Consider the following 12784-nt stretch of genomic DNA (forward strand, 5'->3'; position numbering starts at 1 on the left):
ATTTGCGAGTGCAAAAGTAAAAATTTATTTCTTACCGACCAAATGTTTTTGAAGAAAATTTTAAAGTTTTTTGATGACCTTAATCCCTTATATCAAACATTCAATCTCACTCCTGCGCTTCCCGTTTTACCGGACTGCAAAGATACAAAACTTTTTAACTCCCGCAACTTTTATTTTTAAAAAGTTTTGTTTGTTTTATTCGTATCCCTAAAGTAGTTTTATTAATCTTTATGCCCACCTAAAGGCTCTTCTGCGCTTACTGATTTTCTCTCGTTTTCAGTGGGGCAAAGATAGATCCTTTACACAATACAAAACAAACTTTGTTAACATAAAATTTAAACGGAATCCTAATTGTGGGAAACTTTTATATGTAAAAAACTGGTTTAATTATACTTAAATAGTTATTGATACTTATCCACAATGGCAAAATTATTTATTGTTCATTCCTGAAATGCTTCTTGAACCGATTTTGGTAAGGGACAATTGAAAACATTCTATTATATATATGTAACAAATATCTGCATTTGAAAATTATTTTATACCTTCGCAGTATGATTTCTAACAACAGAACATATTATTATAGAATTTTTAACTCAATAATGGGATAAGGAATTCTTATATATATAATTCAAACCTCGTCCTAAGACGGGGTTTTTTGATTTTTAAAATTAGAGAAAAATGAAAATAGGTATTATTGGTGTAGGGTTAATAGGCGGCTCAATAGCTTTAAAATTAAAACAGAAAGGCCTTGCAACTTATATTTATGGGATTGACAACAATGAACAGCACCTTAATGAAGGTATAGATCTTCACATTATCAACGAGAAAGCAAATCTAGAAGATGGGATCAAAAATTCTGACCTCATCATTATTGCAGTTCCTGTAGATGCAACAAGAGCACTTCTACCAAAGGTTCTGGACTTGATTTCAGATAATCAAACGGTAATGGACTGTGGTTCTACCAAATCAGGAATCGTGGAAATGGTTAAAAATCATCCTAAAAGATCGAGATATGTTGCTTTTCACCCGATGTGGGGAACGGAAAACAATGGTCCAAAGTCTGCGATAGCGGAAAGTTTTTCAGGAAAAGCCGGAGTTATTTGCAATAAAGAGGATTCTGCAGAAGACGCATTTGCTCTAGCTGAAAAGATTGTGTATGCTCTTGACATGCATCCTATATATATGAATGCTAAAGATCACGATATTCACACCGCGTATATTTCCCACATCTCTCATATCACTTCTTACGCCTTAGCTAATACAGTTTTGGAAAAAGAACGTGAGGAGGAAACGATTTTCCAACTGGCCAGCTCCGGGTTTTCAAGTACTGTACGTTTGGCAAAGTCGCATCCGGAAATGTGGGTTCCCATCTTCAAACAGAATAAGGAAAATGTTCTTGATGTTCTGAATGAGCATATCTCTCAATTAAGAAAATTCAAAGCTGCTTTAGAAAAAGAAAACTATGAATATTTGGGAGAATTGATCTCAAATGCTAATAAAATAAGAGAAATACTTGATAAGTAAGTACTTACATTATTCCAGTCATATAAAACTTCCTTAACCGGAAGTTTTTTTATTCTATATATTCAATCTAAATTTTAACTTTATTAAAATATTTTTTAATTTTATTAAAATTAATATTACATTTGTAAAAACATTTTAAATGAAACTACCTATTATTTGTCCCAGTTGTGACCATACTTTAAATGTGAGTCAGATGAAATGCCCCAACTGTACTACTGAAGTAAATGGAGATTACGAACTTCCTGTTATTCTAAAACTCAATCGTGATGAGCAGGAATTTATTCTCAATTTTTTCTTATCCAGCGGAAGCATTAAGGAAATGGCAAAGCAGGCAGATCTCTCCTATCCTACCATGAGAAATAAAATGGATGATCTTATTCAAAAAATCAATGTATTAAAAAACTAAATCAAAAAACTCATCAACATGAATTGGAAAACAATTTTCAACCCTTTTTCAAAATATAACGAGAATCAACTTCTTATTGCAGGAATAGTATCATTAGGAATTACATTACTCTTATGCAATTTATTCGGTTTACAGGTAGACAGCATTTTTCACTACAGATATACCGATGAAAAAAGTTCATTAATTGAAAGTATTGGTTATAGTTTACTGAGCTATCTTATTGCAGTCATTATTTTTTTCATCCTCGGAAAAATATATAATAAAAGAACGAGATTGATTGATATTGTTAATACCATTTTAATTTCCCAGATCCCCGGAATTTTTATTATTCTGATCAGCGAACTTCCTATTATTAAGAACAGTTTGGAATCTATAAGCGCAATGGCAGAAAAAAATCCGGCAACTATTTCTCCTGTAGATCTTATTGTTGTCTGTATTTTCAGTTTTTCGGCTCTTTTATTAATTGCTTACGGAATGACTCTTATTTATAATGGCTTCAAAACAGCAACCAATAGTAAGGACTGGAAACAGATTGTCATTTTTGCATTCTTAATTATTGTTACCACCATCACTTGTCAATTTATATTTTAAAAAACTATGAAAACCAAAACTTTATTCATTCTCTTTTTATTAAGTATTCAACAATTTTTCGCACAGCAAATAGTCGGTTCATGGAAGGGAGAATTAGATATTGAAGGAGATAAGTTTCCTATTATTATTCATATAGATAAGGAAAACAGTTCTTATAAGGCTTTACTTGATAGCCCCGCACAAGGAGTTGAAGGTATTCCTGCAGAAAAAACCTCCTTCATCAACAACGAATTATCTTTAGAAATAACAAGCGCAAATGCTTCTTATAAAGGAAAACTTGAAAACAATATTATTTCAGGTAATTTTATTCAGAATGGAAATACTTCTCCTTTAGTTTTAAAACCTTATGATAAAAAGGATAATAAAGACTACGAAAAACTTAAAGTTCTACAATTATCAGATAATCTTCCGCAAAGTTTAAGTAAAATTGATGATTTCATTTCTTATTTAGAGAAAAATAATGCTGAAGCGGGTGAGATATCAATTTTTAAAGGAGGAAAAGAGGTTTACAAAAGAAATTTTGGTGAAGCCGGCCTATCTCAAAAAGACAAAGTAACTTTTCAGATCGGTTCTATCACAAAATCGATGACCGCCATGATGCTATTTAAGCTTATTGAAAACAAGCAATTGAGCCTTAATGACAAACTTTCAAAGTTTTATCCTAAAATCCCGAACGCTGAAAAAATAACGATTTCACAATTGCTACATCATTCTTCTGGTCTTGGAGATTATGTTGTCGGAAAAAATACAATGAAATGGCTTACAGAAAAGGCTTCTGAAGAGCAGATCATGAATCACATCATAGAGCAAGGGTCTTTATTTGAACCGGGAACAAAGGTTCAGTATTCAAATTCGGGATATTATTTACTGACAAAGATTTTAGAAAAAATCAGTAAAAAGTCTTACGCAGATAATTTAAAGGAGACATTTGTACAGCCTTTACAATTGAAAAACTTTTATACCGCCAGTCAGAAACCTACTAATGTTTTCAGTCCTTATAGCTATGCCAATGCATGGGAACCTGTGAAAGATTTTGATTTCAACAATGTAATCGGTGTAGGTGATATCGCTACCACTCCGACTACTCTAAATATTATTCTGAATGCTCTTTTTGCAGGAAAAATAGTTTCGAAAGAAAGTCTTTCTTCTATGATGCCTAAAGAGGATCGATTTGGAATGGGGCTCGCTTTAGTTCCATTTTATTCAAAAACATTTGTAGGACACAGCGGCGGAACTTACGGAACCAATTCATTGATGATTTATAATGGTGAAGATGATATTTCAATTTCTTATTCTTTAAACGCCGACCGAATAGGAGCGAATAATTTTATCATTGATATTTTCAGCATACTATATAGTAAAGAATTTAGCTTGCCAACATTTTCAACTACAAAAATCACTGAAACTGAATTGAAACAATATATTGGAGATTACTCATCCAAAGAGATTCCTTTAGGAATTAAAGTTTTCATTAAAAACGGAGGATTATTCGGTCAAGGAACTGGACAACCTGAGTTCCCACTAGAACATGTAGAAAAAAATGAGTTTAAATTTGACAATGCGGGTCTAAAGATGACTTTCTTTCCTGAAAAAGAAGAAATGCAGCTGGAACAAGGCGGCGGAAAGTTTTTATTCAACAAGAAAAAATAAATGAAAAACCTCAGACATAAAATCTGAGGTTTTTTCTATTTAAATTAAAAGTCTTCTTAACATTCCGGAACATTCACCGCAATTGCCAATCCTCCTTCTGAAGTTTCTTTAAAACGGTCGCTCATAGCCAAAGCGGTTTCCCACATGGTCTGAATCACCTCATCTAAAGTTACTTTTGCTTTTGCAGGATCACTTTCTAATGCAATATTCGCTGCCGTGATTGCTTTTATCGCTCCCATCGTATTTCTTTCAATACATGGAATCTGAACCAATCCTTTGATCGGATCACATGTAAGTCCTAAATGATGTTCCATTGCAATTTCCGCCGCCATTAAAACCTGACCAACACTTCCCCCTAAAATTTCCGTCAAACCTGCTGCTGCCATTGCCGATGAAACCCCGATTTCCGCCTGGCAACCTCCCATTGCTGCAGAGATCGTCGCATTTTTCTTGAACAAAGTTCCTATTTCACCTGCTACCAATAAGAATCTTACAATATCTTCTTCGCTTATTGATTCTGTAAACGCCTGAGAATACATCAAAACTGCCGGAATCACTCCACTTGCTCCGTTTGTAGGTGCCGTGATAATTCTTCCGAAGCTTGCGTTTTCTTCATTGACAGCTAAAGCAAAGCACGCAATCCATTTATTGATATTGGTAAAATTCTCTTCAGCATCGACTACCTGCTGAAACCATTCGTCTTTATTTTTATAGATTTTATCGCCTAATAATTTTCTGTTCATTCCGGCTGCTCTCCTTGTAACATTCAAACCGCCCGGAAGAATTCCTTCTTTATTTACGCCTTTATAGATACATTCTTTAATCTGCTGCCAGATATAAAGCGCTTCTTCTCTTGTCTCCTCCTGAGTTCTCCAGCTTTCTTCATTCATCAGAATTAAATCTGAAATTTTACTCAGTCCCAGTTTATCGCAATATTTTACAATATCTGAAGATTTATGACAAGGATATAAGGTACGGATACATTGCTTTTCAATAGATTTTTTTTCCTGACTCATAATAAATCCTCCCCCTACAGAATAAAAATCCTGAACAAGCTCAGTTCCGTCTTCGAAAATTGCCTTAAAGATCATTCCGTTCGGATGATAATCTAAAGACTTTTGCATATTTAAAATCAAATGATGGCCGTAAATAAAAGGAATTTCTTTTTCACCACCCAGATTAAGAATCTGCGTTGTTTTTATTGTCTCAATTTTTTCATCAATTTTTGTAGTATCAATAGTTTTAAAGTCTTCCCCAGCTAAACCAAGCATTCCGGCAATATCTGTTCCGTGCCCGATCCCCGTTTTTGCCAGTGAACCGAAAAACTCAACAAATACTTCCTTCACTTCATCTATTGCTCTCTCTCTTTTTATAATTCTAATAAATGCAGACGCTGCATTCCAAGGTCCCATAGTATGCGAACTAGACGGGCCTATCCCTACTTTAATAATCTCAAAAACCGATATTGATTCCATATAGAAAATTCACCATTTTATCCTAAACGCAAAGATACACGATAAATTGAAAAGCAAAAGCCGAAGATGAAATTTCACCTCCGGCTTTCAAAATTAAAACTATATGAACTTAAAATATTATTGATGTGAATTGTCAATAGTGAATTTTGCTTCACAAATGAATTGGCAATTTACAATTGATTTTTAACACATACTTTCTTCATGTTGAGACATATCCAGTCCCATCTCTTCCGATTCTTCGGAAACTCGTAAAGTAATTATACTATCTGTAATCTTATATAAAAGTAATGATCCAAAAAATGCAAATAACGAGACTAAAGCCAACGCAATCATGTGATGAGCAAATACTTCAATTCCGCCATGAAGAAGACTTGCATTTTCACCATGAGCAAAAATTGCCGTTAAGATCATTCCCATAATCCCTCCCACTCCATGACAGGCAAATACATCTAATGTATCGTCTATTTTCTTTAAGGTTTTCCAGTTCACCATCAGATTAGAAACAATCGCCGAAATGAAACCAATGAAAAGACTTTCTGAAACAGAAACAAAACCACATGCCGGAGTAATGGCAACCAAACCTACAACCGCGCCAATACATGCTCCCAAAGCTGAAACTTTTCGTTTATTGATCCTGTCAAAAAATATCCAAGTCATCATTGCTGAAGCCGAAGCAATTGTTGTTGTTCCGAAAGCAGTTGCTGCCGTTGCATTGGCACTTAAAGCAGAACCCGCATTGAAACCAAACCATCCGAACCACAGCATTCCTGTTCCTAACATAACGTATGAGATATTGGAAGGTTCATGATGCGGATTTTTTCTATTCCCCACAACAAGTGCTCCTGCCAACGCTGCAAAGCCTGCACTCATGTGAACGACTGTTCCTCCCGCAAAATCCTTTACTCCAAAATATTTATTTAAAAGTCCATCCGGATGCCAAACCATATGACATAAAGGGGTATAAATAAACAGGCTAAACAAAACCATAAACAATAAATAAGAAATAAATCTTACTCTTTCCGCAAATGATCCTGTAATTAAAGCGGGGGTAATCACCGCAAATTTCATCTGAAATAAGGCAAAAAGGATAAATGGAATAGTAGAAGCCATCGCTTTATGAGGCAACACTCCTACTCTACTGAAAAAAGGATAGCTTAAAGGATTTCCAATGATTCCGTAATGTTCCCCATCAATCGTAAATCCAATAGAATCTCCAAAAGAAAGAGAAAAACCAATGACAACCCATAAAATGGAAATCACACCCAAAGCAATAAAACTCTGCAGCATGGTAGAAATCACATTTTTCTTTCCGACCATTCCGCCATAGAAAAATGATAATCCGGGAGTCATTAGCAAAACCAAACCTGCAGCCGCCAAAATCCAGGCAACATCTGCTCCAACGATATGGCTTTCATCAAGAAATTCCCCGGTGTTCGGAAAATCAACAATGGGACTCCAAAACAGTCCCCCAACTGCGACCAGAGAAATGATAGCAAAAGACACTACCCATTTAAGCCCTACTTTCATAAAATTTTTAATTACCCTATCAAAAGTAGTAATAAATTTTCAAAAACAAATAAAAAAATAAAAATACCCTATAAAAAATAGGGTTAATTTTAAATAAAATGCATTTTAAATGAATTCCTCCTGCAAAATACGGGATACTTCTTTAAATTTTGTCGCAGGAAAAAGATGAGTCCCTCCTTTGATAACATAATCGGGTTTTGAGTTTTTAATAGGAAAGACAATATCTCTGTCTCCCAATATCTGTACAACTTTTGATGTTTCTTCAAATTTCCATTCAGAGATCTTTTCCACCGACCATTTTAAATAATATGGATCTTTGACTCTAAAATATTGAAAAACCTTAGGATTTTTAGGATCAAAAAATTTTCGAAGTACAGAATAAGCCCTTGTTGTTTTTTCATTGAATAAACTTTCCGGCAAAATTTTAGGAATTCTAGTAATTTCTCCGGCTCTTATTAATCTTGATTTTTCTTTATCTGATCTTATGCTTCCCAAGATCACCACTTTTTCTGCAGGTTTCAATTTATTGATCTCCTGCACCATGATCCCTCCAAAGGAATAGCCTAAGAGATAGAACGGCTGTGAATCATCAACCTTTTCAGCCATTCTGTTTATATAGGCCGTAAAGCTTTCATTTTTCTCAGGAATAAGCCAATCTATAAAAATAATTTCATGTTGTTTAGGAAACTCAAGCTTTTCCAACACTTTAAAATCGGCTCCCAAACCGCTTATTATATAAATTTTCATCCTACTAAAATAAAAAATATGGGCAACTTCTGAAAGCTGCCCATATTTAAATATTGTTAAAAAAAATTATTTCTTTTTTACCGGAACTCTGTTTTCGTTATCCAGTTTCTCTGTAGAAATCTTGAACTGGATATCCATTTCATTTTTAATGAAGTAATCTTTCAATGAAGACTGGTAGAATACTTTGAAATCTCTTCTGTTCAATGAGAACTTAGCAGATTCAATAATAACAGTAAACTGAGTGATATAGACGTTCGCAGGGAAAGAAATTGTCTTTCTAACTCCTTTTAGTGTAAAATCACCATATACTGTTGAATTGTATGTTCCGTTTGCTAATGGTAAAATTTTAGTTAAATGAAACGTTGCCGTTGGAAATTTTTTAACCTCGAAGAAATTGGTGCTTTTCAAATCGTTTGTAAGCTTTATCTGGTCTTCTTCAGAAACATCTCCCGCCATTAAGCTTCTCATATCAATAACGAACTCACCATCAATCAAAACGGTTTTATCGAAATTGAATTTTCCGCTTTTCAGCTTTACAGTTCCTGAGTGAGACGTTTCCTGAGTTTTTACAACTTTATAACCCCACCATCTGATTTCTGATGAAGTCACCTTTATCACTTTATCTCCTTTCTTTTGAGCAAAAACAAATGACATGCAAACACACATCATAGCCAACAATAGTAATCTTTTCATTCTTTTTTATTTACAATTCAACAAAAATAAAAAAAAGTGTAGAACTTCTACACTTTTAACAATCTTTTTTTGTTTAAATTATTTAGCAGTCACTTTTACGGTCATGTCGATATCATCTTTCACAAAAACATCTTGCATCGTAGACTTGTAAGCAACATCAAATTTTTGTCTGTCAAAAGAGAACTTATTAGACTCAATTGTTACTGCTCCGTTAGCAATTGCAATCTTAGCAGGGAAAGAAACCGCATTTGTTTTACCTTTTACAGTAAGATTTCCTGTTACCAAGCTATTGTAAGTCTTGTCGTTGTTTTTCTTTACAGAAGTGATTACAAAAGTTCCTGTAGGGTATTTTTCTACTTCAAAGAAATCTCCGTTCTTCAAATGCCCGTTAAGTTTTTGCTGATATTCTCCAGAAAGGTCTGTTGAGCTAATAGAAGTCATATCCAGAACGAAAGTTCCTCCTACAACCTGATTTCCTTTCAACACTACATTACCAGATTTTACTTTGATCGTTCCGTCGTGAGAACTAGCTTCAGATTTTGCAATTTTGTATCCCCACCAGTGTACATCAGATGCTACTACTTTTTTTGTTTGTCCGAATGCCAATCCACCAGCTAAAACTGCTAATAAAAATATTTTTTTCATTGAATTAAGTTATTACTTGTTTGTTTTACTGATGCAAAAATAACCAACTTCTCTGATAGATTTCATTGATGTACATCAATAAAATCAACTATTTTTATGAATCATATCATCAAAAAAAATCTCCGAATTTCTTCGGAGATATTGTTTATTCTTGATAATAAGCTGTATAGAGTGCTGCTCCGTGTAATGCTGTATTATTATTCTTAATCAGATAGATTGGAATGCTCTTCAGCATTTCTTCCATCTTATCGCTGATTTTGTATTTCTCGTAGAAATTTTCTTTGTTGATATATTCTCTTATCGACTGAGGAATATCTCCTGAGATCAACAGTCCTCCTGTCGCTTTCAGTTTAAGCGCAAGATTGTTTGCTTCTCTGGCCAAAAATTCAAGGAATGTATCTAAAGCTATTTTACAGATAAGAACATCTTCTTCCATTGCAGCTTTGAATAACTCCTTAACAAAATCCCCTTTTGTAAGCTTTTCGCCCAACCATTCAGGTTCAGGATGTCTTTTTACATCTCTCAAAAATCTGTAGATATTAAACAGTCCTGTTTTTGAAAGTACATTTTCCCAGCTTACAATACCATAAATGTTATTTAAGAACTGATAAAATTCTACCTCTACGTTAGTACGTGGAGAGAATTCGGAATGTCCTCCTTCTGAAGCAAAAGGTCTTAAATATTTCCCATCAAAGAAATACCCTGCTTCACCTAGCCCGTTTCCAGGTGCGATGATCGCTACGTTTCCTTTTTCAAGATGACCGCCTGTATAAACAGGATCCAGATCATCATCTTCTAAAAGTGCCATTCCGTAAGCAGAAGCTTCAAGGTCATTCAGCATATCGGCTCTTTCAAAACCAAACTTGGTGATAAATTCTTCCTGATCAAAACTCCAGCCTAATCGTATTGGATGGCTTTTCCCATTCATTACAGGCCCCGGAATTGCAATTCCCAATCGTTTTACATTTTCAAGCTGATTATCCTGAATAAATTTTTCTAAAATCTCAGAAAAAGAAGAAAACGATTTCGTAGGATAATTAGTCTGAATTTTTATCTGTAGCCCTTCATTACCGGAAACAAAATAACCTAATGTCGTCACATCTTCACTAAGGCTTGCTCCAATAATCGAAACATTGTCATTATTACCATTCTTTACTCCTGGTAGATAAAGCGGAAATTTTGGATTTAAGTTCATAATCTCAAATTTTATCAAATATAATAATACTTTTCGTAAATTCTATAGGGAAATAAAAAACCTTCTCACAAAACTGAAAAGGTTTGGTTAATAATTGTTTATAATGAAATATTACTACTTTCCTAAAGGAATATTATAAGAGAATCCAACTCCAATGTTCCCCACATTATAGTCCTGTCCGGCTAAATCTCCTTTACTTCCTACAAATACTTTCTGATATTGTACAAAGAAATTCCAGCTTTGGTTGTGGTATCCGATTTCCGGTTTTATGTAAAAACCACCATCAGGTCTGTCCACTGTAGAATTAGAAGCTACTTTATCGTCCCCAACCAAGAATCCGTATCCTAAGTCGGTTCCGAAGTAAAATCCGGTTTGTTTCGGATAAATTCTGATCAATGCTCCTACAGGAATTACCCCTACATCATTATTGTTATATCCGTTGTTATTTTTTCCAAAATAATGTGTATATCCTGTTGCAATACCCAAACCAAATCCAGGTGTAATCAGATTTTGATAAGAAACATCCACACCTGCAGACGCAGAAACATTATCAGAAGGAACTGCCAAACCAGCATTTGCTCCTACTTTAATCATATTATTCATTTTTGAGTCCTGCGCACTTAATACCCCAGCTGTTAAAATTCCAGCAAATAAAATTGCTTGTTTAAACATTTTCATAACTCTTGATTTTTTAAATTTTACTAACCAGAAAGATGTAAAAATCGTGCCAAGCAAGGAAAAACCGATTCCTTTAACATTAATTAAAATCACAAAATAATGATTTTCAAATAATTATATTTTACTAAATTTAAATGATCGTTTAATCCGTTTTTCGCAGTAAGCAATATTAAGGATTATTAACCCGTTATTATTTTAACCTTTTTTCACCAAATCTATCCAAAAATAAAATATCAGTATGACTCTCCCATCACTCACCAATAACAAACATCTTCTCTGGCGCGCAGGTTTCGGCGCAGGAATCAACCAGTTTGAAGATCTTCATAAAAAAGATATTAAAGGCTTAATTAATGATCTCTTTAAAGAAGAAACCTTTCTTTTCATTAATTATGACACGCCTGATATTGCAGAAAATGTCGATTACATGAATGACAAAGCGCCTGCTGAAAAGAAAAAGGAAATGCAGAGGATCAACCGCGAACAAAACGAGGAACTGAATCTGAATTTTCTTGATAAAATGGTGAACAGCAAAGAGCAGATGAGAGAAAAGATGGCATTTTTCTGGCACGGCCATTTTGCTTCGAGAGTGGTAAATCCCAAATTCAACAGACAAATATTAAATGTCATCCGAAAAAATGCGCTGGGAAACTTCAAAGATCTTTTGTTTGAAGTAAGTCAGGCTCCGGCTATGCTGAATTTCTTAAATAATCAGCAAAATAAAAAAGATCATCCTAATGAAAATTTTGCCCGTGAAGTGATGGAACTTTTCACGATGGGACGGGGAAATTATACGGAAAAAGATATTCGTGAAGGCGCAAGAGCTTTTACAGGATGGGGATTTGATAAGGAAGGGAATTTTGTAGAGAGAAAGAAACAACATGATGAAGGAACAAAAACATTTTTGGGCAAAACCGGAAATTTTACGGGAACAGACGCTTTAAATATCATCCTTGAACAGAAAGCAACTTCAAAATTTATTACGACTAAGATTTACAAATTTTTTGTGAATGAGAATGTGGATGAAACTATCGTCAATAAGCTAAGTGAAAGTTTTTACCAGTCCGATTATGATATTAAAAAACTGATGAAGGATATCTTCTCCAGTTCATGGTTTTATGATCAAAAAAATATCGGTAACCGAATAAAATCTCCGATTGAACTGATGGCCGGAATGATGCGAACACTTCCGATGAATATTCAAAATCCGGAAAATCTCATTGTGTATCAGAAATTGCTGGGACAAATGTTGCTGTATCCGCCTAATGTTGCGGGTTGGCCTAACGGAAAATCCTGGATTGACAGTTCTACTTTGATGTTGAGGCTGCAAGTTCCTCAGATCTGGTCAGGTTTACGTCCGCTTGATTATCGTCCCAAAGAAGATGATGATCTGGATATGGGATTAAAAAACAATACGAATACTTTGGCAAAAAGTTTTAAAAATCCGAATATCACGATCGACTGGGCTCGTGTGGAAAAGATTTTCAACGGAAAAAATGTTGAGGATTATTTAATTCAAAACAGTAAATCACTGGACATGAGTTCTGTGAAAAGCTTCTCGGACAATAGTGTGAAAATGAATGTTATTAATCTAATGTCAACACCAGAATATCAGTTAATGTAGTTTTTAGGTCGCAGGTCACAGATTTTAGCTTA

The 12784-nt window shown here is 34.3% G+C and carries 12 protein-coding genes; 5 read left to right on the forward strand and 7 right to left on the reverse strand.

The features are described from left to right. Positions 1–678 precede the first annotated feature (678 nt). The 4 genes from JI747_RS13855 to JI747_RS13870 all read left to right on the forward strand — a co-directional run bounded on the left by JI747_RS13855 (position 679) and on the right by JI747_RS13870 (position 4171). A complete protein-coding gene (locus tag JI747_RS13855; protein ID WP_225689498.1) occupies positions 679–1524 on the forward strand; it encodes a prephenate dehydrogenase in 846 nt (281 codons plus the stop codon). A 139-nt stretch (positions 1525–1663) separates the two neighbouring features. Further along, complete coding sequence (locus tag JI747_RS13860) at positions 1664–1930, forward strand: DUF2089 family protein (RefSeq protein WP_225689499.1); 267 nt, start codon at positions 1664–1666, stop codon at positions 1928–1930. Positions 1931–1948: 18 nt separating this feature from the next. Further along, on the forward strand, positions 1949–2521 hold the full coding sequence (locus JI747_RS13865; RefSeq protein WP_225689500.1) for a YIP1 family protein: 573 nt from the start codon (positions 1949–1951) through the stop codon (positions 2519–2521). A 6-nt stretch (positions 2522–2527) separates the two neighbouring features. Continuing rightward, positions 2528–4171 (forward strand): serine hydrolase domain-containing protein, encoded by a 1644-nt coding sequence (locus JI747_RS13870; RefSeq protein ID WP_225689501.1) that lies wholly within the window; start codon positions 2528–2530, stop codon positions 4169–4171. 56 nt (positions 4172–4227) lie between these two features. Here the strand turns inward: JI747_RS13870 and JI747_RS13875 are convergent, their stop codons facing one another. From JI747_RS13875 to JI747_RS13905, 7 genes are all read right to left on the reverse strand, one after another. Beyond that, on the reverse strand, positions 4228–5646 hold the full coding sequence (locus JI747_RS13875; protein ID WP_225689502.1) for an L-serine ammonia-lyase: 1419 nt from the start codon (positions 5644–5646) through the stop codon (positions 4228–4230). A 183-nt stretch (positions 5647–5829) separates the two neighbouring features. Next, positions 5830–7173, reverse strand: a complete 1344-nt coding sequence (locus JI747_RS13880) for an ammonium transporter (RefSeq protein ID WP_225689503.1) — start codon at positions 7171–7173, stop codon at positions 5830–5832. Positions 7174–7278: 105 nt separating this feature from the next. Next, entirely contained in the window at positions 7279–7920 is a 642-nt protein-coding gene (locus JI747_RS13885; protein WP_225689504.1) for an alpha/beta hydrolase family protein, read from the reverse strand. A gap of 66 nt (positions 7921–7986) precedes the next feature. Further along, positions 7987–8613: a YceI family protein gene (locus tag JI747_RS13890; RefSeq protein ID WP_225689505.1), complete on the reverse strand. Its 627-nt coding sequence runs from the start codon at positions 8611–8613 to the stop codon at positions 7987–7989. A 78-nt stretch (positions 8614–8691) separates the two neighbouring features. After that, complete coding sequence (locus JI747_RS13895; RefSeq protein ID WP_225689506.1) at positions 8692–9258, reverse strand: YceI family protein; 567 nt, start codon at positions 9256–9258, stop codon at positions 8692–8694. Between the two features lie 145 nt (positions 9259–9403). Beyond that, complete coding sequence (locus JI747_RS13900) at positions 9404–10453, reverse strand: glucokinase (RefSeq protein WP_225689507.1); 1050 nt, start codon at positions 10451–10453, stop codon at positions 9404–9406. A 114-nt stretch (positions 10454–10567) separates the two neighbouring features. Beyond that, positions 10568–11131 (reverse strand): hypothetical protein, encoded by a 564-nt coding sequence (locus JI747_RS13905; protein ID WP_225689508.1) that lies wholly within the window; start codon positions 11129–11131, stop codon positions 10568–10570. Between the two features lie 238 nt (positions 11132–11369). On the opposite strand from JI747_RS13905, the gene JI747_RS13910 reads away from it, so the two are divergent. Continuing rightward, positions 11370–12752 carry a DUF1800 domain-containing protein gene (locus tag JI747_RS13910; RefSeq protein WP_225689509.1) on the forward strand — a complete coding sequence of 461 codons (1383 nt, stop codon included), beginning with the start codon at positions 11370–11372 and terminating at the stop codon, positions 12750–12752. Positions 12753–12784 lie beyond the last annotated feature (32 nt).

The sequence above is a fragment of the Chryseobacterium tagetis genome, from assembly GCF_016735585.2.
In the GTDB taxonomy this organism is placed as follows: domain Bacteria; phylum Bacteroidota; class Bacteroidia; order Flavobacteriales; family Weeksellaceae; genus Chryseobacterium; species Chryseobacterium tagetis.